The organism is Paenibacillus sp. FSL M7-1046, assembly GCF_038007405.1.
Lineage (GTDB): Bacteria > Bacillota > Bacilli > Paenibacillales > Paenibacillaceae > Paenibacillus_AQ.
The window spans coordinates 3,561,629-3,587,942 of record NZ_JBBOXB010000001.1 but is presented as its reverse complement, the minus strand read 5'-3'; the positions used below and the strand labels follow the sequence as shown (position 1 = coordinate 3,587,942).

Genomic DNA, 26,314 nt, shown 5'->3' with positions numbered 1-26,314 from the left:
TTACGGCGTCTTCGAAACGCCCTTTTTCTTACTGGCCTTAATCTCGGCCGCTTTCTTCATCATCGCCGCGAATTCCTCTTCCGATACGGTTCCGGCACTGCCGTCATCAAGCACCATTGGAATTTCCGGCTTGGCGGAGCGCCCGTTCTTCGCATAAGAACGCTGGCGTGTTCCGGACGCGCCGGTGGAGCCGGATGCCGCTCCTTTGCCCTTGACCTTCGACTGGTCACGGATGTAGCGCACCGCCTTCTCGTACGTGTTCACCTGCTTCACCAGCATATTGGAGGCGATTGCCTCAACGAAATTGCGGTTCATCCGCTGATCGCCGCCCGAAGCAACCATCGTCATCAGATAATGAATCAGCACATTGATGACTTCACCGCTGAGTTTGTAGTTCAGATCTATTTTCTCAAAAATATCCATCAGCTGGCCCGGCACCGCACCCGGAAAAAAGGTTTGCAGCAGCCGTGTATAAGGCTCGTTGCGCAGCATCATATTATATTGGTGAATATCGCATTTGGACATGAATTGCGGAGGAACCTCCACATAATATTCCATCTCAACCGACTGCTCCGGCGGAGCAATGGAATCATCGCCTTCCTCAGCCGCAGCTGAGCGCAGCGAGACTACCTTGGCCGCAGCGATCTCCCGTTTCTCCTGCCGCTTCATATCCTGGCGGAAATGCTGGCTCGCCTTGTATTGCAGCGTATCAAGAATGACCTCGCCGTCAGGCGTAAAGACCCCGTCCTCATCCAGCAGGCGGCTTAAATCCTGGGGACTCAGCTCATACTTATGGGCCACATAATTAATGACACCCATCTGGGTATGATCAAAACGCAGCTTCTCAACATGAACCCGGTTGACCGATTCCCTGGGGAACCGCAAAATAATATCGCTGTAGCCGATGGCCGGCTCGCCGCTTTCGCGCGTCCCCGGCTGGCGGACTGTAGCTACCTCGGCCAGCGCCTGCTCCAGCTCATAATCTATCACATGGGTATTCAATTGAAAGATATCATAAAAGGGCAGTGAAATATTCTCTTTGCCAATCGACCGGCGGCTCCATTCCTCCGGCTCGCGGTTCCAGAACTGCTCGCGCAGCGACAGCACAGCGAATTTGCCGATCTTGTCCCGCAGGAGCAGCGTCAAATGCTGAGTTGCAAAAAAGTCAGCCGGCGACAGCGGCGGCAGCAGCTCGTATTCATACATATAATCCTCGGTTTCCCCGACATAGATCCGGCAGGTCTGAAGCAGCCCCACCGCTTCCAGCCGGGAAGCCTGATCCACTAAATATTTGCGGCCCTTCTCATTCGGTTCAACTCCAAGCGTCATAAACAGCCTGCGCTGCTGCTCCACTGTGGAGTAGCCGATTGCTTCAGCCGGAATATGTTCAAACAGCAGCCTGTAAAGGCTGATTGCAAAGGCTCCGACCATCGGCTGATAGACCGAACCCAGCATACGTCCATCCACACTGCTTAGACCGAATTCGCGGGAAACGCAGTACCGATGATGTTCGGTGAAATGATGCAAGTTGCTCATACGCATCTGCGGATACCTCCCCCTTTTCTACACGAATTCATATAGATTTCTATTCTATCACAAAACACCCGGCCGGAAATGTAAAAAAAGAACCAAATAAGGCGCATTTCGCCGCATTATCGGCCCCTTATGAACACTTGCTGGCGATAGCGGGCAAAAAAGAAAAAAACGGCCTGAGTGCAGCCGTTTCTGTATGATGCAAATCTTTATCAGAACATTTTATAGCCGCCAAGCCGCAGTTTCTGGATCGTCCAGCCGCTGAGCACCGCACCCGCAAGTCCGGCAATCCCCGTAAGATAATCCACAATATGAAAGGTGGACAAATGCTCCCAGAGCGTCATGGCGCTTCTATCCCAGATGGAATAAATTACGATCGGCAGAATGACAATCACGAACAGATATGCGGGAAACCAGGTGGTCTTCATTAACATATTGAGGATAAAGCCAATGCCGAACATCATGACAAAGAATAAAACGGCCAGAACCAACACAGGAATAAATCCCATCGTACCGCCATCCCCTCTCTCTATAAAGAACCGCACACTAAGCCTTAATTAATAGTAAGTTTACTAGAAAAAATGTAACGAAGCAATGAACATTATTGCAGCTCACACTCCATTCAACTCAAATGCCGGTGTCAGGGTTTGCTCTGGGCCTCCCGCATGCGATACAATGCAAATAGATCAATCGGATCATACATAGAAGCGTATGCTTTCGAAGCTGGTTTTAAGCAAAGTTATTTCTACTTTTAAGGAGTGAGAACATGAACGAAGCCGCTTTGACACTGGAAGGCTGGTATGCACTACATGACTTCCGCTCGCTGAACTGGACGGCCTGGACGGCTGCCGATGATGAAGAGCGTGCCGTTGCCCTCGAGGAGCTGCATGCTTTTATGCAGGAATGGGGCCCGGTTGAAGAAGCCAAGGAAGGAAGCTCCACCGTATACGCCATTGTCGGCCAGAAGGCTGATTTCGTGATGATGTTTCTGCGCGAAAGCCTGGAAGCTTTGAATAGCCTTGAGACCGCCTTCAACAAAATCGCCTTTGCCCAATATACCACCAAGTCCTACTCTTACGTCAGTATTGTTGAACTTAGCAACTATGCTGCCGGCGGAAGCGCCGGGGATGGCAGTGATCCCATGCTGAATCCGCATGTGGCCGCCCGCCTGAAGCCGATTCTGCCGCAAGCCAAACATATCTGCTTCTATCCGATGAACAAGAAACGCGAGCTTGCTGACAACTGGTACATGCTCGATATGGAGAAACGCCGTGAGCTTATGTATTCCCACGGCCTAATCGGACGCGGTTACGCCGGCAAGGTAAAACAGATTATTACCGGCTCCGTCGGTTTTGATGATTGGGAATGGGGCGTTACACTGTTCGCCGAGGACGCGCTCCAGTTCAAGAAGCTGGTCTACGAAATGCGTTTCGATGAAGTCAGCGCCCGCTACGGCGAATTCGGCCCTTTCTATGTCGGCAATCTGCTGACTCCGGAGAGCTTCGAAGAGATGCTGAAGCTGTAATCCCGCGGACAGCCGCACACTGTATTTCATATCATGGCTTTTATGCCGGGTTCATAGATACAAACAAACAGACCGCAGCCTAACCGCTGCGGTCTGTTTGTTTGTATGCTTTCCGTTACTGCCTATTTCATATACTGGAGCAGATTCACAATCATTTGTGCACTTTCGGCACGTGTACCGTTCTGCTTCGGCTCAAAGCGTCCTGCGGCACGCCCCTGCAAGAGACCTAGGCGCACGGCCTCTTCAATAGCCGTCCTGGCCCATTGCGGAGCGTCTGTTGTATCGGCAAAAGCTGCTGCAGCTGAGGCTGTGGTCACCTGCGTCTCCGCCGCATACCCGTAAGCGCGAATGAGCATAACTGCCATTTCCTGACGGGTAATTTCAGCTTCCGGCCCAAATGCGGAACCCGACAAACCGTTCACAATTCCGGCCTGCTGCGCCGCAGAAATTGCCTCCGCATACCACTTGTCCGGCTGGACATCGGCAAACCCTGTAGCCGTATGTCCGCTGAGTCCCAGTGAACGTACCAGCATTGCTGTGAACTCTGCGCGGGTAACCGCCCGGTTCGGATCGAACCGTTCTCTAGACACTCCCTGCACAAGCTGCTTGGCAGACAACTGCTTCACTGCGCCGGATGCCCAGTGCTCTGCAGGCAAATCACTAAAGCTTTTGTCGTATTGCAGAACGGCATATTTACTGAAATGGCTCACGGCTGCGCTCAGTCTGCCTTCGGTCCATCTACCGCCGGCATACGCAAGCGCCCCGTCTTCTCCAATATAGTAAATACCGAGCAGCTCTTTATTCCCCTGTGGAATAACCTCATAAGCAATAGTAACCGGTTGTGCAAATTGCGATAAGACAAATTCCTGACCCTGCTTTGTTGTAAGGCTAAGCTTCCATTCTCTCACTTCACTTGCCGCTTCCAGCCGTGCTCCCGACATTTGCGCTGCACGGTTGATCAAGGCCTCAGCGGAGTCGCTGCCAACTGTTTCAGCAGCCAATGAGATGGTGCTGCCAGGGATTGCGCCTTCCGGTACCTTGCTGCTTAATTCGGCGAGCACTCCGGCAGGAATCACCACGGACAAGCCGGCCGATTGGATTCTAAGCGGAGCCTTGCCAAGCAACTCGCCGGCATTCCCTGGCAGGATCAATTCCGTCCAGGCCCGATCGGCTGTAATTACAACCTCCCCTTGCGCATTCCGCTCTCCGGATAACCGGGCAGCTGCAATCTCCACGATTCCAGGTTCCGGCGTTGCCGCAGCTGTCGGAGAAGGAGTAGGAGAGATTACCCCGCCAGGTGCCGGGGGTGAGCTCGGTGTTGGTGTTGGCGTCGGTGTCGGCGTTGGTACTGGCGTCGGCTCTTGTCCGGCAGCAGTCACCACCAGCCCGTACTCTGCACTCATCCCGTTATACTCCCCACGGACTTTTACCGTTCCTGCACTTAGCGCGTGTATTTCCCCAGTCTCGCTAATCTCCGCCACTTTAGGATCGGAGGTTTCGAACAGAACCCCCTTGGCCAGCTTCACAAGGCTGCCGTCACTGTACACGGCTTGAACTACAGCAACGCCCTTGCTTCCCTGTTCCAGGGTTTCCGGGCCTTCGATCTCCAGACCGGTCAACACTGGCGCACCGTCCGTTGACACCGTAAGCTTATACTGGGCGGCCAGTTCTCTGTACGTTACCGAGATCACAGTTGAGCCAGCAGCATGCGCCTCAACCTGTCCCCGATCGTCAACCGTGGCCACATCAGTATTCTGGCTGGAATAACTCAGCCCTTCAACTACGGCTATCCGCTTTCCGGAGGCATACACAGCTTCAGTTACCGTCTGATCGGTATCTCCCGCCCGTAATACTTGCTTGCCTTGCAGAGAGAGCGACTCCAGAGCATCCACGTCTATCTTGCTCTCCGCATATATAGCAGGGTAGCCTTCAACGGCTGCCCTTACGACTGCCGTCCCCGGCTTAAGGGCGGTCACTAATCCGTAAGTATTAACCGTTACCGTGGTCTCCGGCTGCCCGGAAACAACAGACCAATGGATTTTCACCTTGGAGGCATTGGCAGGAAGCACCTGCGCATGCAGCTGCATACTTTGTCCAGGCTCAAGCAATGCTTCCGTTCGGTCCAGTGTAACGGATTCCGGAGCCACTTTGGCAATGACCAGTTGATCAATCTCCTGTCCGTCAACCGTTCGGGCAGTGACGGTAATCTCGTCATTTTTTATTTCAACCGCAGTAAAGATTTGCTCGTCCTCGTCATAAATTTTCTCCTGCCAGAACCTTTCGGTCAGCGCATAGAATTTGGGACCGGAGGATCCGCCGATGACATACCGGGTGCCCTCGCCTTCGGCAACCTGCTGCCCTCCGTTCATCGGATAGGAGCGCATATAGATGTGATCATGTCCGTTCATCACCAGATCTACTTTATGCTTGTCAAATACCGGCACCCAGACCTGCTGCACCCGTTCATTGGCATAGATGCTGCCGTAAGGTCCCTGATGGAAGAAAATAATCTTCCACTTCTTGTCCGTGGCTGACAGATCCTGATCGAGCCACTGGGCCTGCTCCTTATACTCCGCCTCGCCATGCTCCGTGTTCATCACTACAAAATGCGTGTCTTTGATATCAAATGAAAAGTTTGTTCCCTTAACACCCGCTGCACCGTTCTGCGGGTTATTGAACTGGGCCAGATAATCCCCGTCACCGTTCGTACCCATCACTTCATGGTTCCCGATAATCGGCACAAGCGAAGTGTGCATCAGCTGTTCTTGTGCAGCTCCGAACCACCAGTTCCATTGCTCCTGCTCGAAGCCCTTGTCGACCATATCTCCTGCATGCACAAGCATTTCCGCATCCGGCATGTACTGGAAAGCCTGCTGCGCAGTATTCCTCCATAGCTCGAAGCCTGCCTGCGAATCCGCCTGCGAATCTCCAATAAAGAGGAACTTGATGGCTTCACGGTCTCCACCGCTCGTTACAAATGTACCCTGGGCACTTACATTCGCCGCTCCGTCCCCCACCCGGTATACATAGGCCGTTCCCGGTTCAAGATTAGCCGCTTCCGCTTTATGCACGCGCATCGTTCCGTCGTTATTGCTGTTGTAGATGGTGCTCGCGCCTTCAATTCTGAGCACGTTGCTGTCTTCAAAGCTGGTGAACTCAGCTTGCCTTACCAATTCAACTACACTGCCCTCCGTCTGCGGCTGAGTCTGCCAGGCAAAACGCCGGCTGGTGCCGGCATCCTCGCCCATGGTCACATTGATGTTGCGCGGAGCTGCCGTGCCGTCATAAGGCGCTACCTTAAACGTCATCACCGGACTATAGGCGTTGCCTTTTACCGCCTGCAGCTTGAATGTCCCTTCCGTTACAGTAGCGGACTTCGTGGCCAGCAGCCCATCCGCACCGGATACTTCCTCTGCTTCCACACCGTCGATCAGCAGTTTGGCTCCCTGGAAGGCAGTTCCCCCCTCCATTTCACTTACCGAGAAGGAAGCCGCCAGACCTTTGGCGATCTCATAATGATTCCAGGTCAGCTTAAGCTGCGTCATCACTGTACTTTCAAGGGAAGCGCCAATGAAGCTGATCGGCGTTCCGCTGCCCTCTGTCGAGGTGACAGAGCCGGAGGTATTCTCAATGGTCAGCGGTTTGCTTAGTTGTCCTCCAAGCTGTTCCAATGTATAAGGCCCGATATAATCATTGCGGACCGTATATTGAATCTGGCCGATCAGATCGCTGTCTTCAAGCCCTGCTTCATGGATTCGGCTCAATTTCAACAGCACTGTACCCTTGGCCGCGTCGATAACCGGTTCGAGCTGTCCTTCTGTCAGCTTGCTGCCTGCAATTACTTTCAGATCGCGGACAGCCGCAGGGTCAAAGGCAAAAGCAACTGAACCCTCCTTCAGCTTATCCGCCTTCTCCGCCGTTATATCCACAGTGTACGTATTCCCGGCGTATACAACCTCAGGCGTGACATATTTATAGAAGGGAGATCCCAGATTCACTGTGAAATACCATTCCTTAATCGTCTGATTGCCGCTGAGGTCGCGGATCGCAAGCTTCACCTTATGCCGGCCTTCCGCAAGCGGAAGCTTGGGCTTGTACGTAATTTGTCCCTTAGGAGGATAGAAGCCGTGCTCTACGAGCTGGTCGTCAATAAATAACCGCACTTTCGAGGCATCGATTAAAGTTGTTCCCGGATGCGCAACCGGATCGTAGCCGGCATCCTCTCCGTTCACCGAAAGGGCCGGCGTTGCCGTCTTGACCATCTCATTGGCGCCAGGATACTCATTTTTAATGACCGGCGGTGTTTGGTCTTCTTCCAACGGGCCATAGAGGGCGCGGATATCATCCACATAAATGGCACCCTTTGTTTTTTTTAGATTGCTGGTCTCCATATAACGGACAGGCATATCCATCGACAACGGGGTTGTTTTACCTTTAGGCACCGCCACTTCGACATATTTCCAGCCTGTCCAATTCACCCCGTTCACCTGATCAGTGTAATCTACCGGAACCGCCGCGTTGTTGCCGTCGCGGATCTGGCCGCGCAGCCAGTGCTTCTGGCCGTCTCCATAGATCCACATACTGATTTTCTCCGGATAACCCGGTATCTGAATCCGGTTCTCTGTCGACGTTGCCGCGACATAAGCTCCTGAGGTGCCTGTTTTTCCAATAAAATCATATTCCAGCTTCAGCGCCCTGTCTCCGCTGCGGATAAAGTCCTGATCTGTCACTTCCTCCAGCGTTACACTGTTGGCTGCTGCACTGGATGCCTTATACTTACCGATCCCCGCTTCAAAATTCTCCAACATAACTGGCGGCAAACCAACATTCACTTCAAAGGAGGTTTCCACGCTGCCATATTTCACGTAAATCCTACCGTTTTTTCCGTTCTCATTGCTTGCCTGAAACCACCCGTTCTCATCCACCGTGCCAATCTCACCTTCCACACGCCACTCAAAGCTATGGTTGTCAGCCTGGATGGTCTGTCCGCCCCGCAGCGCCTTTACCGACAACTGGGCGGACTGGCCGGATGTGTATGTCTTGATTTCATCGGGGAATTCCAGCTCCGTCAACGTTTCGACGACCTCAATCTCGCCCTCTCCCTGCGCATTCCCGGCTCCTGCACTAATTTTGCCCACTCCGGCTGTAGGGCCGGCAGTAAAGACACCCTGTTCATTTATAGTCCCCAGAACCGGATCAACTTGCCAATTCAGCGCCCCCGTATACGCAGCAGGGTGGCCATTTTCATCCATGCCTGCAGCAGTGAAGGTAAAGCTGGAACCTTTCAAAATCCTCTCAGCATTCGGCTGGATCGCAAGCTTCGAGGCCACAGTCAATTCAGGAGCGGTGTTGACGAGCAGCAATCCGTTGCCGGTCTGCCGTTCAAAACCGTCCGACCCCTGATTCAGCATCTTGACTCCATTCGTCCCCGGCATTTTCGCCACAAAGGTCGAAGATCCTCCCCCGTCCAGATTCATGGCGTATACGACACCGAGATCCTTGAGGATTTTTGCCAGTTCCTCTGTTTCCACCCCTTCGCTGAACCCGGGAGAACGGCCGTCAATTTCAAAAAGCACCACGCTGCCGTCTGCTTTCGTACCAATGGCTGTCCGCGGATGCACTCCTGCCGGCCCGACGCCCGTTTGTACAACCCCGTCTTTGATTAGCGGTCCCTGCCCGCCGATTGCCAGTGCGACATCCTTCCATTCGCCCTTCAGTGCAAATGCGGCAGTGACCTCATCTCCGGGTGCCAATCCTTGCAATACGGACCTGGAAGCGCCATGCGCGGACAGCACGACCTTGCCTTGGGCAAGCGGAGTATCGCCTTGGCTTGTCCGGACCTCCGATACCTTCAGCTTCAGGGTTTGTCCGCTTTTGACTTCGCCCTCAGCGATATCCAGTACGATTTCATCGCCATCAGCAGTTGATTTCGTTGAGCTGTTGTAATCCTTCGTATAGAGTACGAGCTGATCCGTATTCCGGTAACGGTTGATACTGTTTAGCGGCGTTGTTTTCCCGTTTACCGTCACGCTCATAGACAGCTCCGGCTGTCCATAAATAGAGGTGCCATCCGCTTTTAACCCAAAAGCATATGAGCCGCCGCTGTTCAGGATAACCCCCCCATCCATAAACAGGCCATTCGGAACACCAGTGGCATAGCCGGATATTTCATAGAAATCACCGTTAATGCCTGCAATTACACGGTTACCCGGTGCATCCGCATATGTTGCCATACCTGTTACACCCTGCATTCCGTATACCTTGCCGTTTTTCGTTCCGGCCCGCAGCTGCAGGCCTGTATTCTGTGGATTGAACTCCACAGTATGTACTTTTTGCCGTCCTCTTTCATCTTTAATATCCATCCAGGTATAGATCGCACCCGGTGCCAACTCCGTCTTGCGCATATCCATAACCGTTCCGTATTCGCTGGCTGGCAATTCAGCAATAGCAGCATTCGCCATTGCACCTGGCTGAAACATAGATAAGAGCAACAGAAAAATGATTGCCGGATTGAACTTTCGCAGATGTCTTTGCACTTCGTCATACCCTCCCAGTGGTTGTCGCATTTTGTCTAAATTTGGACATTCTCATAGGGTACATCTTATGTGCTAAACATCAGGAGAGAATAAAATAGGGTAGGGTGTATTGTTAACACTGGCATGAATCTGTTAGTGCGCAGAAAAAAACGGAAAACTCTCCGTCACCGGAAGCTTTCCGTTTCATATTAGGCTTGTTGCTATTCGTCCGCGTCATCTTCCCGCAAGCTCTCCAGATATTCAGCCGTTGCCCGGTCGCGGGCCCGGCCCTTATCCTTCAGGCGTTCGATTGCCGGGAGAATGAGCACATCAATTTCCTTCTGGACATGATAAGCCAGATCATACCGGCTTTGATCCTCGAGATAGGAACCGGCCTCAATCAGGCCGTTATAGCGGTCCAGCTCTTCACGCGTCAACAGTCCGCGAACTTGCACGCTGCAGTGGCGCATCTTAAAGGAATCTTCCTTTTTTGAGCACCAGAGGGATGCCGCCGATAATGAACAGGTAACGCATATCCACAACCTTCTTCAGCTGCGCCGCGGTCCAGCCTTTGTATGTCTTATCGCCTACAACGGCAATGCCTTGTCCTTTTCCAAGGGAGGCTACGGTGCCTTTGTTGCTGAAGGAGAACTTCTTCGGCTGCTGGCTGCGGATCGCCGCCACCAGATTAAATGCGCAACATTCGCCCTGCTGCATGGCAATTTGTGCCGTCGGCGGATATGGGCGTCCTTCCGGATTAATCATCAGGGAGCCGTCGCCAATAATAAAGATATTCTCATGTCCCGGTGCGCGCAGATATTCATCTATCTTCACACGTCCGCGCATCGCTTCAAAACCGGCAGCTTCGATCAGCCGGTTGCCGCGGATTCCGCCGGTCCAGACGATTGTGGAGGCCTTGATTTCCTCACCGGTTGCGAGAATAACGCCATTCGGCAGACATTCCTTAATGGCTACTCCGATCTTGAAGGTTACCCCCTTCTTCGTAAGCACCGTCATCGCATGCTCAACCAGCTCAGGGGCAAAGCCCGGCAGCGCCGTCGGGGCCGCTTCCACGTTGTAGATATTCACCATACTAGGATCTACATCATATTCTTTGCACAGCGCAGGGATACGGTCAGCCAGCTCAGCTACAAATTCGATACCGCTGAAACCCGCGCCGCCCACAACGAAATTGATATGCTCCTGTGCATTATTCTCATTCTTGTATTTGGCAAATTGATATTCGATATGCTCGCGGATCAGCCGTACCGAATTGATGCTGCGAATCGTCAGCGCATATTTATCAAGTCCCGGAATGCCGAACGTTTCAGGCTCGCCGCCTAGCGCGATCACAAGGTAATCATACGAGAGCGTACCGTCCTCGAGAATGACTTTTTTCTGTTGGGTACGGATTTCCTGCACGGAAGATTTCACGAGATCAATCTTGAATTCATCAATCAGTTTGGAGATAGATACGCGTGTATGTTCAATGCTGTCCGTTCCCGCAGCAGGCATATGCAGGTGGGTAGTGAAATAGTGATACTCATGTCGGTTAACTAGCGTCACATCGGCTTCATTGTAATTCAAAGCCTTTTGCAGCCGCTGGGCAGTTAAAATACCTCCATATCCCGCGCCTAGGATAACGATTTTTGGAATACTGCTCATGTTCCGGCTCCTTCCAACAGGTAAATCTGTCTATGTGTTATTTTTTGTAAAAATATTCAGTGTTCTTTTGTGAATTTATACACTTAAATTCAGAAGAATTTCCAATTAAACTTAAAGGATTTCTAAAATAACCATATCCATTGTAAACCTTAGTACCGTTTTAATCAAATATTATCATGCAAAAAAACGTCACAATTTTCAGGTCATTTTAAGCCTTTGCAGGGTGGTCCCACAATGTTTATAATGAGTAAGTACACTAGTATGGCAAATTGAATATATCAACTCGGAGGTGTAATATTACGTGACATTAGAGCAATCCGGCGTTCCTATGAGCGACCTTCTAATTATAGGTGGCGGTCCGGCCGGCATGTTTGCTGCCTTCTACGGCGGAATGCGTCAGGCATCAGTAACCCTTATTGAAAGTATGCCCCAATTGGGAGGGCAGCTCGCTGCTCTTTATCCCGAAAAATATATTTACGATGTGGCAGGATTCCCCAAAATTACCGGACAGGAACTGGTTGACAACCTTTCACGGCAAATGGACTTGTTCCAGTCTAACATCTGTTTGGAAGAAAAGGTCGTATCTGTCGAGAAACGTGACGAACGCCATTTCGTCGTCACTACCGATAAAGCGGAATACCATAGCAAGGCTGTCATCATTACCGCCGGCGTAGGCGCGTTTGAACCGCGTCGCCTGGAGATAGAGGATGCACAGCGTTTTGAGAAAGCCAATCTGCATTATTTTGTAAACGATTTGAATGCATTTAAAGGCAAGAAGGTGCTGATCAGCGGCGGCGGCGATTCCGCAGTGGACTGGGCACTTATGCTGGAACCGATCGCCGAGCAGGTAACCCTGATTCACCGCCGCGATAAATTCCGCGCCCACGAGCACAGTGTAGAGAATCTCATGGCCTCCAAGGTGAATGTAATTACCCCTTCGGAGATCACAGAGCTGCATGGTGAAGAATTTATTACCAAGGTCACCTTGTCCCATATTAAGACCAAAGAGACACAGGAAATTGAAGTCGATAGCGTAATCGTCAATTTCGGCTTCGTTTCTTCTCTTGGACCTATCGCTGAATGGGGCATTAAGATTGAGAGCAACTCCATCGTTGTTGACTCGCGTATGGAAACAAGCATTCCGGGAATCTTTGCTGCAGGCGACATAACCACCTATCCGGGCAAGCTGAAGCTGATCGCTGTAGGATTCGGCGAGGCGCCTACCGCTGTGAACAATGCCAAGGTATATATCGACCCTGAAGCCAAGCTTTCACCGGGACATAGCAGCAATCTTAAGCTTTAAGCCAACTGCCAATACTTACACAATAAAAGGGTATCCTTTCAGGTTGATTCCACTTCAACTTGAAAAGATACCCTATTTAGTGCCGCTTGCGGTTAAAGATAAGCAGCTGCTGCAGAAATAGTCTATGATCTTTAATGTAGAACCGCATGTACTGGAGAGTGTAAGTTCCGTTTGCGAATTTCAGCGAGTAAAAGAGCGATGAAATCATGCTCTAATTGGAGCTCTATAGCTCTCTGATAAGAGTCCAACAACATCTCATCCGACAATTCAACCATAACGTTCACCTACCTTTCCTTTATTTGGATCTGAATCTATCATAGCAAACTATCATTTTTCGAACAAGCGTTCTCATTATCCACAGCCAACTGTGGAAATCCTGTGCATAATATGTGAGTAAGGGTTGCGAAGGCCCATGCTCCGCAGTGGAATATGGGGATAATAGTTATGCACAGGTACAAACCACAGGATATTCTGCAAAAATATTTTCGTCATGTTCAAATATTTAACATTTATTACCTCATATTACCTCGTAAGCGGCATAACTAAACGCTATTCTATCTTATTACTATTACTATCGTCAATTCTTAAAATAGTGTTTAATTATTGTGGTCTTGTATTTACTTCCAGAATCCAGATTTTCCCGGAGTTATCTATAGCATAATCAAATCCCAACTCGCCTATTCCCGGAAAATGACGTTCCATCAGCTCTGTACATACTAAGGTTAGTCGCCGCATCTCTGCTTTTTTGGTGGCCGTTCTGTTACGGGGCAACGATTTTCTCAGCCCTTCACGGCAGCTCATCATCGTTCCGCCCTTGCATAGGTTGGTTACGAACAGCCCCGGACGAGCTAATCTTCCCACCATGGAGCGAAACTCCCAACGAGCTCCGTTCTTTACTACCTTAACCCGATAATCAATCGGGCGCCCGGCAATCCGGGCCAGTGAGATGCCCTGCTGCATCAAATATTTCCGTCTTACCTTCACACGCTCGAGCGCCTGCCTCATGGAAGAGAAATCCCCGTACACGCGTGTTTTGTCCATATATGTGAAGCCGTATCCACGCCCGTCCAGAAACACTTTAATTACTCCGTAACCCCCGCCGCCTACGACAGGTTTAATCACAACATTCCCATAACTTCTCAGCATTTTAAGCAGCCCGGCAGCACTGTATTCCCTTGTTCTCGGAATGTAACCGGCAACCCGCGCATCGCTAAGCAGCGCTTCGGTCTTCAGCCATTTGCTGGCCAGTTGTCTTCCCGCCATTTTTATCCCGCTCCTTTCGCATTCCCAGCCTACCCTATACATTACTCAGGAGCGGCCCCGCCTTCCTGTATGATTGTCCGTGTAAGAAGGCGTTCACAGCAAAAAAGGGCATATGGCTCCGGGGCCGTATGTCCTGGGACTTTATCCGCACTGCGCTGTATTCATCCGCATCATCCGACAATCATTTTTTCGACGGCAACAGCGCGGTTATTTTGACGATTCAATAGAAATGATTCGATGTAGAGCCCCCGCAGACTAACTGGAATAATCTTAAAATTCATTGTATTATTGCGGTAAGAGGAGGGATCCTTAGTGGCACAATTGTTCGAGGTATTGTATTGGGTGGCTATGATTGGTATGTCTGTTGTCTTGGCGGGTACCACCATCCTTGTCTGCGCGCTCGGCTTCAAGTTTATAAAAGACCGCCGCAGAGTGCTTGGCGCCAGTTGTATCGCCTTCTCCATGGGGGCCGCCGCTTTAATCGTATTTATGATTAACTTCAAGTTTATCCTTCCGGCCTGATTGCGGCGATCGTTTCACTCCTTCATTGCAGATACTATACTCTATGAAGGAGTGAGAGGATGGCTTGTGCAGATGGACAGCTTCATTCGCTGAGATCTATTAACCTACTTATATAGAAGCAATTGCTATGACGCGCAGGTAATAGGCAATATCGCTGTAAAAGAGGGTTCCTCCCTATTCCCGTACTTTACGGCCCGATCAGCTTCCTTTTAAAGACAACAATGACATCTTTGGAAGCCCCCTGCGCCTGGCTGGTGTCAAAACAGGATACAAGCTCCCAGCCCTCCTTACCATAAAAATTCAGCTCCTCCTGAAATTCCGAATTATCAACTCTGCCGCCCCAAAATCCGCCGGTCTTAAATTTAATTGTTTTGTATTCCCATCGCTCCATGTGGCCGCTCCCTTCTTACAAGTGATTATTTGCTTGATACGTACTCTTCCTCCAGAATGGAATACTGGTAAGAATCATGCCAACTTCCCTTGAACCACTTATGTCCTCTTATATGCCCCTCGTACCTCATTCCGGCCTTTTGCAGCACTTTGGCAGAGCCTGTATTCTCCGGACGGCAGGTCGCATATATTCTGTGAAGAGCTAGTTGCCGGAAGCCGAAAGATATTAGAGCACAAGCCGCCTCGGCCGCAAACCCCTGCCCCCAATACCCGGAATTAAAGCAATAACCTATCTCTCCCTGGCCCTGCTCAGGCGTATGAATTCCGCAGCCGCCAATCAGCTGATTGGTCTCTTTCAGAACCACTGCAAATTCAAAAACTTTACGCGGCTCCTGATGCTGCTGGCCGATTGTTAAATGGAGATAGGCTCTTGTTTCCTCTTCCGTGTTGGGCCCCCACATCATATGCTCTACTACCCTTGGGTCCGATGCGTAGCTGTGAACCGCTGCACAATCCCCGGGCGAAAACTCCCTGATCATCAGCCGTTGTGTTTCAATGATCAATTCAGGTCACTTCCTTAATATCAATAGTAATGTGCCGTATGGTTCATTTATGCTCCAGTATATCAGGCACACTAAATATTGGAAATGCAAAAAAGACTCCAAGGTGATTAACCTTGAAGTCTCATTCTGCACGTCATGAAGGGTGTTACAAACGTTTCTCTGGCGATTTGCGAAAAGTACGTTTTAGCAAAAGCACCAAGAAAACTAGTACAAAAACAATAAAAAAAGCTGTCAGGAAAAGTCCTGTGCCTACCCAAAAGCCGTAATCAAAAAGACCTGCAACATCTTCTGGTGTGAAGATAAGATTGATTACTGTTGGAACAGTTATAAAAATCAAAGCGTAAATTAACGCCTCTTTCAGTATCTTTGACACTAAACGACCCTTCCCATTCAGCAAGGCTCAGCTGCAGGCTTGCCGGCATCGTCCTTCGTACGGAAGGAGGAACCGCAGCCGCAGGTGGCGGTGGCATTCGGGTTATTAATGGTGAATCCGCCGGTCATGCCGGATTCTTCGAAGTCAATCTCAAGACCGTTGAGATAACGGATGTCGTCTTTACTTACAACTACCTTGAGATCAGCGACATCCAGGTAGACATCCTGCTCGCTCTCGTTATCGTCAAAGCCCATGGCGTAGGAGAACCCGCTGCAGCCCCCCGGTGTTACGCCAAGGCGAAGGAACATGTTGGGCAGCTCCTGCTCAGCCAGCATTGTCTTGAGTTGTTCTGCCGCTGTTTCACTAATTGTAATCATGATCTCAACCTCCTGAAATTTTGTTAGCAATATCTGCTTCTTATGCTATGACAGCCTTCCGGCCAAAAGTAATTTTCTATATTAAATTAAGTATACTCCACTCTTCCCTTACCCTCAAGTCATAACTGCTTGCCTTGGATACGATTTATCCGCTCTATACTTCAAGTCTCAGCGGTTGCTCACCCTTGGAGAGAGGTTTATAATAGGGGAAGCAATGTACGTAAAAATTCGGAAAATTGTCACGGAGGCCATCAAAGCCTCCATTTTTTACGCTGGACAACGCGTGTTTTAGTAATTTCCGGTTACGATTCTGCGGGTGTATTCACCTCGCCAAACCTTCAGGAGGAAATCATATGTCTACTCTTATCACACCCCACACAGACGCCAGAATGGCGAACATTATCGAAAAGGTTCGCGGCGGAGAACGATTAAATTTGGAAGACGGCGTTTATTTATATGAGAGCAACGATTTGCTCACGATCGGCCAGCTGGCTAATGAAGTCAACCAGCGCAAGAATGGAAACAAGGTATATTTTATCGAAAACATGAGCCTTTATTTCACCAATGTTTGCGAATCCCACTGTGCATTCTGCAATTTCCGCAAGGATGACGGAGAAGAAGGCGCTTATACGCTTTCCGGTCAGGAAATGGTGCAATATGTCGAACAGCATATTCATCCCGGCGTACGCGAATTCCATATTGTCGGCGGCCATAATGATAAGGTGCCCTTCCAATATTACGTTGATTCGCTGAAAGCTCTGCATGAGCGGTTTCCTGAAGTTGCCTTAAAAGCCTATACTGCGGCGGAAATTGATTTCTTCACCCGGATCAGCGGACTCAGCATCCGTGAAGTACTGGAGCAGCTGCGCGCAGCAGGACTCCAATCGCTTACCGGAGGCGGAGCTGAAATTCTTTCTGACCAATACCGTAAAAAAATGCGCGTTGATAAAGCAAACGTCGAAGAGTATCTGGAAGTGCACCGGGTTGCCCATCAGATGGGCATGAAGACGCACACCACCATGCTCTACGGCTCCATCGAATCCCACGAGGACCGCATCCGCCATATGCTGCAAATCCGCGAGCTGCAGGATGAAACGAACGGTTTTATGGTATTTATCCCGCTGTCCATGCAGCCCAAGAATAAAAACGCCGGAATTATGCGCCGCAACTCCGCGTATGAAGATCTTAAGACGATTGCGATCAGCCGTTTGATGCTGGATAATATTGACCATATTAAAGCTTACTTCATTAATATTGGCGCACAGCTCACTCAAGTTGCTCTAAGCTTCGGAGCTTCCGACGTGCATGGCACGATTTTAAAAGAACGGATCAGTCACGCCGCAGGTGCTTTAACTCCTGAAGGTCTGACACGCGAAGAATTGATCTGGCTCGTAAAAGGCGCCGGACGGATTCCGGTTGAACGGGATACCTTCTACAATGTAATCAAGGTTTACGAATAATTAAACGACTGAAGTTAACCGGAATTGTTCTTCGCAGCTGCAAAAACCATATTTGAGCACTACTCGAAAGGAAGATCGGTCTGCATGAGAACATTACTCGTCCTGGGCGGCGGCTACGGCGGCCTTGCCCTTATCCAAGAACTGCTCAACAACCATCTCCCTCATGATATGGAGATCGTCCTAATCGACCGGATGCCTTATCAGGGAATCAAGACGGAGTATTATGCGCTTGCTGCAGGGACGGTGAACGATTACCATTTACGCATCCAGTTCCCCGTGCATCCGCGTCTGACCGTCCGGTATGGTGAAGTAGGCTCCATTGATCTGGATAGCAGAATGATATTCATGGAGACCGGCGAGCCGGTTTCCTATGATATCCTGGCGATCGCTCTCGGCTGTACAGATAATTATCATGGCATTCAAGGAGCAGAGCAATATACCTGCAGTATCCAGAGCTTCTCGGAAACGCGGGAAACGTATCGGCGGCTGAATGATGTGAAGCCTTATGGAACGGTTAATATTGTAGGCGGGGGATTAAGCGGAGTGGAAATTGCCGCAGAGCTGCGTGAAAGCCGTCCTGACCTGAATATTTCTATACTGGATCGAGGGGAACGCGTGCTGTCGGCTTTTCCGGCGAAGCTGTCCAAGTATGTGGAGGAATGGTTCAGCGAACACCATGTCGAGACACTGGGGAAAATTTCTGTATCTCATGTAGAAAAGGATGCCATCTACAATGGCACCCAGGCTATTCCTGCTGATGTTACTGTATGGACCGCCGGAATCCAGCCCGTACGGGTAGTCCAGCAGCTCGAAGTAGCGAAAGACCGCAGTGGCCGGATCATGCTAGACCAATATTACAATATAGCGGATTATCCGGAAGTATACGTGCTCGGTGACTGCGCCAGCCTTCCGTTCGCTCCAAGTGCTCAGGCAGCCGGAGCGCAAGGGGAGCAGGTAGCACATGTCCTTCAGGCGCTATGGCGCGGTGAAACGCCGAAGCTGCATGCGATCAAGCTGAAGGGGACGCTTGGTTCCTTGGGCAAACATGCCGGTTTCGGGCTGATGGGCCGCCGCTCCGTCATGGGACGTGTCCCCCGTCTGCTGAAAAGCGGCGTACTATGGATGTCCAAACGGCCTTTGGGTTAAATTAAGGCAGGCCAAGGATAGGACTAGCCTTCGGCTAGTCCAGTTCCAGATTGTCCCATGCTTCCTGCTCCTTAATTGCGGCCTCGATGGCTGCTTCCAGTTCCTCTGGAGAAGCTGCTTCAATAATCTCGCCGTCAACCATGGCGAATGGCTGCAGGTAGCACTCGCCACAGTTGTTCAGACAACCGTATTCAATTACATCGTATTCCGGATTTTGTTCCAGCTTTTTTTTCAGCGGTTCCGTGCCATGGCCAATATTACTGGCACAAAATTCAATAATTGGTCTCATGATGCTCTCCCTATTCTGCACTAACCATTTTATTTTTTAACTTTTTGTACTATAATGAACTTACGAAAGGAGTGATTGAGAAATGAGTGAGAATGTACAAAGCACCACCATGTATGATGAAGTACTGGAAGTGCTCGATAAACTTCGTCCGTTCCTGCAGCGCGATGGCGGTGACGTCGAACTGATCGATGTTGAAGACGGCATTGTTAAGTTGAAGCTTATGGGTGCCTGCGGCAGTTGCCCCAGCTCCACGATCACGTTGAAAGCCGGGATCGAACGCGCCCTCCTTGAAGAAGTAGAAGGCGTAGAAGAAGTTGTTCAAGTATTCTAATCCCGTTTGATACCGATCCCGGATCTTCTGAGAAGAAGACCCGGGATTTTTTTGAACTATAAGAATTTATAGGCTTCACACTATAAATTATCCTTCTATTTCTCGCTGTAACGGATACCGTCCTTTTGAGGACGGCGAAGCCGTTTCCACTTGTTATATGTATTATAGAGGATTTCACATTTCGCAACAACCGGAGTGCTAAAAACCCCGCATGCCTATTTCTGGCATGCGGGGTTATCCGTCGTTGTAATTCTGTTAAGGCAGCTAAGGCAGCAGCTTAAAATGCAGGGATAATCGCACCTTCGTATTTCTCTTCGATAAATGCTTTAGCTTCCGCAGAGTTCAGCGCTGCAGCCAGCTTCTGGATAGCATCGGAATCCTTGTTATCAGGACGGGATACCAGCAGGTTGGCGTAAGGGGAATCTGCTCCTTCAATGAACAATGCATCTTTGGTTGGAACAAGGCCGGCTTCAAGTGCAAAGTTGGTGTTGATCAGAGCAATATCCACTTCATCAAGCTGGCGTGGCAGCATTGCTGCATCCAATTCAATGATCTCAAGTTTCTTTTTGTTTTCGGTAATATCCGCTTTGGTGGAAGTGATATTAGTGTCGTCTTTCAAGGTGATCAGGCCGTTTTTGGCCAGCAGGATCAGTGCGCGTCCACCGTTGGTGGCATCGTTCGGAATGGCTACTTTCGCGCCGTCAGCCAGTTCATCAATCGATTTGATTTTTTTGGAATAAGCGCCGAAAGGTTCAACGTGAACAGCAGTTACCGATACCAGTTCTGAACCATTCTTTTTGTTCTGGTCATCAAGGTAAGGCTTGTGCTGGAAGAAGTTCGCATCCAGTGCCTTTTCGGCAAGCTGTGTGTTCGGCAGGATATAGTCTGTAAATTCTTTGATCTCCAGCTTGATGCCTTGTGCTTCAAGCAGCGGAGCGATAGCCTTGAGAATTTCAGCATGCGGCACAGGAGATGCGCCGACCACGAGGGTTACAGGTTCTGCAGCCGGTTCAGTCGTTGGCTCTGCAGAAGCATCTGTTGATGGTGCATTCGTTGCGGCGGAATTGGCCACGTTATTGGTATTGTTATTGTTGCCGCAAGCAGCCAGCACCAATACCAAGGTCAAGCTGAAAAATGTGAGCAGTACTTTCTTCATCTGTAAATCCCCCTTTATTAAATGTATGAATAAGGCTATATATGGACGTACCTTATTTCCGGGTGAAAAATTTGACCAGCCGGTCTCCGGCCATTTGCAGCAGCTGAACTAGTATAACCATCAGCACTACGGAGATAATCATAACTTCTTTCTCATACCGGTAATAACCGTAGCGGATTGCCAGGTCACCAAGACCGCCGCCGCCGATCATACCCGACATCGCGGTGTAGGAAACGAGCGTAACAAGAGTGATGGTCACTCCGGCAAGCAAGCCTGGACGAGCCTCGGGCAAAAGTACACGCATAACGATCTGCCCTGTGGAAGCTCCCATTCCTTGTGCTGCTTCAATCACGCCCCGGTCAACCTCACGCAGTGCCGTCTCCACCAGTCTGGCAAAAAACGGAGCCGCACCGATGACCAGCGCCGGGATCGTACCGAGCACACCTATCGAAGTCCCCATAATCGACTTGCTGAAAGGAATCAATGCTACCATTAGAATGAGAAATGGAACGGAACGCAGGATGTTTACAAGCAGCGACAATACCGAGTAAATAACCCTGATAACAATGTTATTTGATCTTCCCCATAAATATAACACAATTCCGAGTGGTAAACCAAGAATAATTGTGAATATTCCGGAAAATGCCAACATTTTTAGTGTAGCCACTGTAGCATCAAGCATTTCTTCCCAATTAATCGTATTAAAATTCAAGCCGCCCACTATGAAATCACCTCCACATCAAGCCCCTGCGCCGTTAACTCGGCGATTGTGGCTTCAACCGCTTCAGAAGACCCTTCAAAACGGACAATCAACTGGCCGTAAGGGACATCTTTAATTGTGGAGATTGTCCCCTGCAAAATCGCAAAGTTGACCCCGGTATCGCGGGCCACATGGGACAAGGTAGACTCGTACGTTTTTTGTCCCAAAAAGGTAATCTTGACGGCCTTGCCGAATTCACCGTTGACTGCGTCAATGGCCGCGCGAAGAGGCCCGTCCTGCTGAGTTTCACTACGGATAAACTCCTTGGTTACTTCATGCTTGGGCTTCAGGAATACCTCTGCGACATCCCCCTGCTCGATAATACCGCCGCCATGAATGACTGCGACCCGGTCACAGATGCTCTGTATGACATGCATTTCATGCGTAATTAGCACAATAGTCAGATTAAATCGCTTGTTGATATCGAGCAGCAGACGCAGGATGGAGTCCGTCGTCTGCGGATCCAGCGCCGAGGTCGCTTCGTCGCATAGCAGCACATCCGGATCACTGGCCAAGGCACGGGCCACGCCCACCCGCTGCTTCTGTCCACCGGACAGCTGGGCAGGATATTTGTTCAGGTGTTGTTCGAGACCAACCAGTGTTATCAGTTCCTTCACTTTATGGTCAATTTCTTTTCCCGGAGTGCCCATCAGCCGCAGCGGAAAAGCGATATTATCGTATACTGTAGCCGAAGTGAGCAAATTGAAATGCTGAAAAATCATTCCGATTTTACGCCGCTGCACCTGCAATTGCCTCTGATTCAGCGCCGTCAGATCCACACCGTTCACCCATACCTCACCCTCTGTCGGACGCTCTAGCAGGTTAATGCAGCGGATTAGGGTGCTTTTTCCCGCTCCGGAATGGCCGATTACTCCAAAAACCTCACCTTTTTTAATGGACAGGTTCAGATCCCAGAGCGCTGTAGCGGCCTTGCTGCCTTTTCCGTAGACCTTGGTTAAACCTTTTAGCTCTATCAATTGCTGTCCCCCTCTCTTTATTTCTATTTCTATAACATCAAAAAGACCTCTTACGATCGATTGCAGATCGCAAGAGGCCCTGTGCGTTTATTAACAATGCCTTCTCATCTGCCAAAGACCGCAAACCGCGCGGTATTGTAGGAATTAGCACCATGACATTCATCTAAAACGCGGGTTGACGCGCATTACACAAATCGGTTGCCGGGCTTCATCGGGCCTATCCCTCCGCCGCTCTCGATAAGATTATGATATGAAATTAGTTGCCGTTCTCTGTGAGAAACGAATGCATGCCTAAGTATAGTAAGTTTCAGGTTTTTTGTCAAAGGGAAAGTTTTACTTAGAGCCGTCCCCTGCTTTCAAGGCTGCGGCGTTTTTACGCCACTGCTCATTGCTGTAACGGAACGAAGCGCTTAAAGATTTGCACACCATCTCAAGGCACTGCTTCAAATCCTCCAGATGACTGTCCAAATCTTCAAGCTGAATTTTATCATGCAGACCTTGATGTCTTTGCCAGAGATCATCCTGCATTTCCGCATTCATATAATGAATTTCGGCGTTGCGGCGTTTGCGCAGATTCTGCAGCGGCTCCCGGTAAGAGTTCTTGATATTCTCCAGTTCTTCCGCCAGCGGCGCATGCGCTTTGAGCAATTGAAATTGCCGCAGCACGGTGAAATATGAGAAATGGGCTTTGACCTTGGTCGTGTTGAGATTATACAGACTGTTCAATACAGTTCCAAGCTTGTCCAGCAGTGAGAAGACACGAATAAAGCCGTTTTTATAAAAATAAACATAACGGGCATAATCGCCCTGCTCGATCACCGTCATATCATCCATATAACCGGCAACAACCAATTTCCGGTAAAAGGCTGCCGCGAACCAGCTTTGCTCCAACTCGTCCAGGGAGGAAATCAGCCCGCGCGTCCATATCTCCAGCTTGCGGTATTCATGGTCGTGGTCCTCATGCGCGTTCATTTCCTTGCGCAGCATCGCTGCAAGCTTCGCCATGTTGTCCATGGCTTCAGCCAGTACACCGCCGTTCTCGCGCGGCGGTTCTCCCAGTAATATCCGCAGCATGTTTTGTCCTCCTTAAAGTTTTGTAAGCATTACATCCTGAAATCTACTTCGTACAAAACTCGCTTCGGAAGCATTCGCTTAGTTTTGTGAGCATTACATCCTGAATCTACTTCGTACAAAACTCGCTTCGGAAGCATTCGCTTAGTTTTGTGAGCAATTCTTCCTGATTCTTCTTCGTACAAAACTAACTTCGGAAGCATTAACTTAGTTTTGTGAGTATCGGGAAATAGTTCTTCCAGTTTTGGTCGACCACCTTAACAATATCCCCGCACGGTTCCAGCTCATCCGGATAATCAGGCTTCATGCGGGCGTCAATAACAATTGGCAGCTTATAGCCAATGTGATGGCGGTTAACCTCGGATTCTGCGTAAATATCGCTCGCCGGATTAAACCGGGTGAACACAGTCCACAGAAAGGAGGTTTGCGTCTGGACGGTTTCAGCGGCGTGATCCACCAGGATGACAAGCGGCCATTCCGTTTCGTTCTGGCGCAGTTTGGCGATCAGTCTCAGCGGAAGCTCAGGGTCGTCTATATAGGATGCACCCGATACCGTTAAACATCCTCCGCAATAAGGAACAACGCCGGTAATTCCGGGAAGCACTCCCTCATTATAGGTACGGGGAAGCACCCGAACCGGGGATCCGATGCCCATCATTACGCCTTTACTGCCGCGATTCAGCTTGTGTCCGGTATAATCCGAGGTATCTTGAGCCGTATTATTCAGCACAACCAGATCAGTTTGCGGATCGAAACGCTCCAGTACCGTCTCCAGCAGCTTGGGGAAATCGCAAAGATCCACCGGTTCATTCGTCAGCAGCAGAAATTTGGTCAAAGACAGCTGGCCTTCTCCCAGAATGCGGAAAGCCGATGCCAGCGCTTCGCGCGAATAGCTTTCGCGCACAACGGCGGATGCCAGCGAATGCGAGCCGGCTTCGGTATAAGACCACAGCGCCTTGACTGACGGCATCAGCAGCGGATAGGCCGGGGACAGGAGGCGCTGAAGAAAATCCTTCAAATAATAATCCTCCTGACGGGGTTTGCCGGCAATCGTTGCCGGATAAATCGCATCCTTGCGGTGCCACATCCGCTGAACATGCAGGACAGGGAAATCATGCTGCCGGGAATAATATCCATAGGGATCTCCGAAAGGTCCCTCCGGGCGACGCTCCAGCGGCGTTACAAGACCGCGGATGGCGAATTCGGATTCAGCGGGAATCCGGTGTCCGCCCATGGGATCCTTAACCATGGGCAGCCGACGGCCCAGCATCAGCGAAGCCAGCAGCAGTTCAGGCAGCCGCTCCGGCAGGGGAGCAATGGCTGCGGCAATCAGCGCCGGCGGGCCGCCGAGAAATACGGAGACTGGCAGAGCCTCGCCGAGCAGTTCAGCCTCACGGTGATGAAAACCGCCGCCTTTATGGATTTGCCAATGGACACCTGTTGTATTGTCATCATAAATTTGCACACGGTACATTCCAAGGTTACGGTTCAACGGATTGGTAATACTCTCGGTATATACTAACGGAAGGGTGATCAGCGGCCCGCCATCCTCGTGCCAGCTTGTGATTCTGGGCAATTCCTGCAGCGGGTCGGTACTGCGGCATATGCCCAGCACAGGCGCTTCACCCTGCGGCACATCTTTGACGCCGACCTTGAGCAGATCATACAGCAGGCCTTTTTCTTTCCATATCGCCGAGGCGGTGGGCGGCAGCAACGTTTCCACCGCCCCCGTCAGCGACTTCATCAGCTGCTCGGGCCGGGTCCCAAATGCCTGGTTTACCCTGCGGACCGTTCCGAATAAATTTGTCGCGACCGGAAAAGGGGTTCCTTTTACATGGGTAAAGAGCAATGCCGGCCCTTCTTCCCGTACCACACGCCGATGAATCTCCGCCAGTTCAAGATAGGGGTCCACCGGAGTATCAATCACAGCGAGATCCTTATCCTTTCTCAACTGCTCGATCCATTGACGCAAATTATCGTATCCCACTTTATTGTTCCTCCTCAAACCTGGCTGAGTGCCCAAAGTCTGATTGGCAGTCTTACTGAGAACTAACGATACAGGACAGACAAACCTTTTCCCTGCATTTAGTTTGATTTATTCTTTCTGCTCAGCTGCCATACACGCACACTCATGTAGCACAAGACTCCGAACAGTCCAGCAATCAGCAAAATATGGGCCAGCGCAGCAAATATGTACAATTGTTCGTTATAGAGCGTATGCACCACAGCCGCACCGCTGAGTGCCTGCAGCAGGCAGAGCACAACCGCGGCAACGCCCAGAGCCCTCAGCTCAGGCCATGCTCTGTGTTTCCAATAGGCTAAATGTCCAAGCAGTGCGATCAGAACAAACAGCAGTGCCGCCGCAACCCGGTGTACAAACACTATGCCTACCCCACCAGACAGCTCGGGAATCCATTCCCCATTGCAGAGCGGCCAGCCGGAGCAGCCTCCCTGTGAATCCGTGTGGCTAACATAAGCTCCGATATAAACGACAATATATGAATATAACGCCGTAAACCACGTTAAGTTGCGGAACCCCCGGCTTACCCCTTGCCCGTAAGCCTCCTCTACGGCTCTAGATTCATGCCGCCGCTTCGTACCCAGCGCGAGCATGAGTGAGCTGGCGAAAGCTATTAAAGAGAAGCCCATATGCAGCGCCATCACCGCAGCTGACTGCGCCTGCATGACCGCAAGCGCTCCCATTCCACCCTGTACCACTACAAAAAAAAGTGTCAGCCCAGCATAAACAAGCAGTTCCTTCTGTCTGCGGGCATAACGCCAAAAAGCAAACATCGATATTAACGACACCAAACCCGCCAACCCACTGAACAAGCGGTGGGTGTACTCGATCATTGATCCCACGGTATAGGCTGGAATCAGCTTTCCGTGGCAGAGCGGCCAATCATGTCCGCACTCCAGTCCCGATCCCGTCTTCGTGACCACAGCGCCTCCAAGCAAGGCGAAAAACATTGTGAGGCAAGTGATGTAGCTAAGCGTTTTCAATTGATTTGTCGTCAATAGGATCACCCGCAATTTTCATAGGAATGAACTGGATAATATAAGGGAAGAAAGATTAAAAAAACACCGCTTCTGCT

The 26,314-nt window shown here is 50.4% G+C and carries 24 protein-coding genes and 1 riboswitch; of the genes, 6 read left to right on the top strand and 18 right to left on the bottom strand.

Annotated elements, in window-relative coordinates:
* Both NYE29_RS15815 and NYE29_RS15810 read right to left on the bottom strand, forming a co-directional pair.
* Nucleotides 1–1,542 (bottom strand): DnaD domain protein, encoded by a 1,542-nt coding sequence (locus NYE29_RS15815; RefSeq protein WP_038596104.1) that lies wholly within the window; start codon nucleotides 1,540–1,542, stop codon nucleotides 1–3.
* Between the two features lie 203 nt (nucleotides 1,543–1,745).
* Entirely contained in the window at nucleotides 1,746–2,042 is a 297-nt protein-coding gene (locus NYE29_RS15810) for a YuiB family protein (RefSeq protein WP_038596106.1), read from the bottom strand.
* 257 nt (nucleotides 2,043–2,299) lie between these two features.
* Here NYE29_RS15810 and hemQ point away from each other — a divergent pair, with 257 nt between their 5' ends.
* The gene (gene hemQ / locus NYE29_RS15805) at nucleotides 2,300–3,058 is read left to right on the top strand and encodes a hydrogen peroxide-dependent heme synthase (RefSeq protein WP_340896717.1); all 759 of its coding nucleotides are present in this window, start codon (nucleotides 2,300–2,302) and stop codon (nucleotides 3,056–3,058) included.
* A gap of 122 nt (nucleotides 3,059–3,180) precedes the next feature.
* Here the strand turns inward: hemQ and NYE29_RS15800 are convergent, their stop codons facing one another.
* From NYE29_RS15800 to NYE29_RS15790, 3 genes are all read right to left on the bottom strand, one after another.
* Nucleotides 3,181–9,624 (bottom strand): phosphodiester glycosidase family protein, encoded by a 6,444-nt coding sequence (locus tag NYE29_RS15800; protein ID WP_340896716.1) that lies wholly within the window; start codon nucleotides 9,622–9,624, stop codon nucleotides 3,181–3,183.
* 170 nt (nucleotides 9,625–9,794) lie between these two features.
* Nucleotides 9,795–10,043: a hypothetical protein gene (locus NYE29_RS15795; protein WP_340896714.1), complete on the bottom strand. Its 249-nt coding sequence runs from the start codon at nucleotides 10,041–10,043 to the stop codon at nucleotides 9,795–9,797.
* Between the two features lies 1 nt (nucleotide 10,044).
* On the bottom strand, nucleotides 10,045–11,238 hold the full coding sequence (locus NYE29_RS15790; protein ID WP_038596116.1) for an NAD(P)/FAD-dependent oxidoreductase: 1,194 nt from the start codon (nucleotides 11,236–11,238) through the stop codon (nucleotides 10,045–10,047).
* Between the two features lie 328 nt (nucleotides 11,239–11,566).
* Between NYE29_RS15790 and NYE29_RS15785 the strand changes: the two genes are divergently transcribed.
* Entirely contained in the window at nucleotides 11,567–12,541 is a 975-nt protein-coding gene (locus NYE29_RS15785; protein ID WP_144024391.1) for an NAD(P)/FAD-dependent oxidoreductase, read from the top strand.
* A gap of 131 nt (nucleotides 12,542–12,672) precedes the next feature.
* On the opposite strand, the gene NYE29_RS15780 is transcribed toward NYE29_RS15785, so the two are convergent.
* Both NYE29_RS15780 and NYE29_RS15775 read right to left on the bottom strand, forming a co-directional pair.
* Complete coding sequence (locus NYE29_RS15780; RefSeq protein WP_076112513.1) at nucleotides 12,673–12,816, bottom strand: sporulation histidine kinase inhibitor Sda; 144 nt, start codon at nucleotides 12,814–12,816, stop codon at nucleotides 12,673–12,675.
* Nucleotides 12,817–13,141: 325 nt separating this feature from the next.
* Nucleotides 13,142–13,804 carry a YheC/YheD family protein gene (locus tag NYE29_RS15775; protein WP_038596121.1) on the bottom strand — a complete coding sequence of 221 codons (663 nt, stop codon included), beginning with the start codon at nucleotides 13,802–13,804 and terminating at the stop codon, nucleotides 13,142–13,144.
* A 312-nt stretch (nucleotides 13,805–14,116) separates the two neighbouring features.
* Between NYE29_RS15775 and NYE29_RS15770 the strand changes: the two genes are divergently transcribed.
* Nucleotides 14,117–14,326 (top strand): hypothetical protein, encoded by a 210-nt coding sequence (locus NYE29_RS15770; RefSeq protein ID WP_076112514.1) that lies wholly within the window; start codon nucleotides 14,117–14,119, stop codon nucleotides 14,324–14,326.
* A gap of 187 nt (nucleotides 14,327–14,513) precedes the next feature.
* Here the strand turns inward: NYE29_RS15770 and NYE29_RS15765 are convergent, their stop codons facing one another.
* From NYE29_RS15765 to NYE29_RS15750, 4 genes are all read right to left on the bottom strand, one after another.
* Complete coding sequence (locus NYE29_RS15765; protein ID WP_340896713.1) at nucleotides 14,514–14,717, bottom strand: DUF4177 domain-containing protein; 204 nt, start codon at nucleotides 14,715–14,717, stop codon at nucleotides 14,514–14,516.
* Nucleotides 14,718–14,742: 25 nt separating this feature from the next.
* Nucleotides 14,743–15,279, bottom strand: a complete 537-nt coding sequence (locus NYE29_RS15760; protein ID WP_340896712.1) for a GNAT family N-acetyltransferase — start codon at nucleotides 15,277–15,279, stop codon at nucleotides 14,743–14,745.
* Nucleotides 15,280–15,424: 145 nt separating this feature from the next.
* The gene (locus tag NYE29_RS15755) at nucleotides 15,425–15,652 is read right to left on the bottom strand and encodes a hypothetical protein (protein WP_340896711.1); all 228 of its coding nucleotides are present in this window, start codon (nucleotides 15,650–15,652) and stop codon (nucleotides 15,425–15,427) included.
* Nucleotides 15,653–15,669: 17 nt separating this feature from the next.
* Complete coding sequence (locus tag NYE29_RS15750) at nucleotides 15,670–16,029, bottom strand: HesB/IscA family protein (RefSeq protein ID WP_038596130.1); 360 nt, start codon at nucleotides 16,027–16,029, stop codon at nucleotides 15,670–15,672.
* 353 nt (nucleotides 16,030–16,382) lie between these two features.
* On the opposite strand from NYE29_RS15750, the gene mqnE reads away from it, so the two are divergent.
* Both mqnE and NYE29_RS15740 read left to right on the top strand, forming a co-directional pair.
* Complete coding sequence (gene mqnE / locus NYE29_RS15745; RefSeq protein ID WP_340896710.1) at nucleotides 16,383–17,489, top strand: aminofutalosine synthase MqnE; 1,107 nt, start codon at nucleotides 16,383–16,385, stop codon at nucleotides 17,487–17,489.
* Between the two features lie 84 nt (nucleotides 17,490–17,573).
* The gene (locus NYE29_RS15740; RefSeq protein WP_340896709.1) at nucleotides 17,574–18,635 is read left to right on the top strand and encodes an NAD(P)/FAD-dependent oxidoreductase; all 1,062 of its coding nucleotides are present in this window, start codon (nucleotides 17,574–17,576) and stop codon (nucleotides 18,633–18,635) included.
* A gap of 34 nt (nucleotides 18,636–18,669) precedes the next feature.
* Here NYE29_RS15740 and NYE29_RS15735 read toward each other — a convergent pair whose 3' ends face one another.
* Nucleotides 18,670–18,924, bottom strand: coding sequence for a YuzB family protein (locus NYE29_RS15735; RefSeq protein ID WP_038596137.1), 255 nt, complete (start codon nucleotides 18,922–18,924; stop codon nucleotides 18,670–18,672).
* An 82-nt stretch (nucleotides 18,925–19,006) separates the two neighbouring features.
* Here NYE29_RS15735 and NYE29_RS15730 point away from each other — a divergent pair, with 82 nt between their 5' ends.
* Nucleotides 19,007–19,255 (top strand): NifU family protein, encoded by a 249-nt coding sequence (locus NYE29_RS15730; RefSeq protein WP_038596139.1) that lies wholly within the window; start codon nucleotides 19,007–19,009, stop codon nucleotides 19,253–19,255.
* A 277-nt stretch (nucleotides 19,256–19,532) separates the two neighbouring features.
* On the opposite strand, the gene NYE29_RS15725 is transcribed toward NYE29_RS15730, so the two are convergent.
* The 6 genes from NYE29_RS15725 to NYE29_RS15700 form a co-directional block, all read right to left on the bottom strand.
* Complete coding sequence (locus tag NYE29_RS15725; protein ID WP_340896707.1) at nucleotides 19,533–20,411, bottom strand: MetQ/NlpA family ABC transporter substrate-binding protein; 879 nt, start codon at nucleotides 20,409–20,411, stop codon at nucleotides 19,533–19,535.
* A 52-nt stretch (nucleotides 20,412–20,463) separates the two neighbouring features.
* Nucleotides 20,464–21,093 (bottom strand): methionine ABC transporter permease, encoded by a 630-nt coding sequence (locus NYE29_RS15720; protein WP_445322210.1) that lies wholly within the window; start codon nucleotides 21,091–21,093, stop codon nucleotides 20,464–20,466.
* Nucleotides 21,094–21,131: 38 nt separating this feature from the next.
* Nucleotides 21,132–22,148 carry a methionine ABC transporter ATP-binding protein gene (locus NYE29_RS15715; protein WP_340896705.1) on the bottom strand — a complete coding sequence of 339 codons (1,017 nt, stop codon included), beginning with the start codon at nucleotides 22,146–22,148 and terminating at the stop codon, nucleotides 21,132–21,134.
* 101 nt (nucleotides 22,149–22,249) lie between these two features.
* Nucleotides 22,250–22,392: riboswitch (SAM riboswitch) on the bottom strand.
* Between the two features lie 89 nt (nucleotides 22,393–22,481).
* Entirely contained in the window at nucleotides 22,482–23,222 is a 741-nt protein-coding gene (locus NYE29_RS15710) for a Cthe_2314 family HEPN domain-containing protein (RefSeq protein ID WP_076112520.1), read from the bottom strand.
* A gap of 199 nt (nucleotides 23,223–23,421) precedes the next feature.
* On the bottom strand, nucleotides 23,422–25,206 hold the full coding sequence (locus NYE29_RS15705; RefSeq protein ID WP_340896704.1) for a UbiD family decarboxylase: 1,785 nt from the start codon (nucleotides 25,204–25,206) through the stop codon (nucleotides 23,422–23,424).
* A 98-nt stretch (nucleotides 25,207–25,304) separates the two neighbouring features.
* Entirely contained in the window at nucleotides 25,305–26,237 is a 933-nt protein-coding gene (locus NYE29_RS15700) for a COX15/CtaA family protein (RefSeq protein WP_340896703.1), read from the bottom strand.
* Nucleotides 26,238–26,314 lie beyond the last annotated feature (77 nt).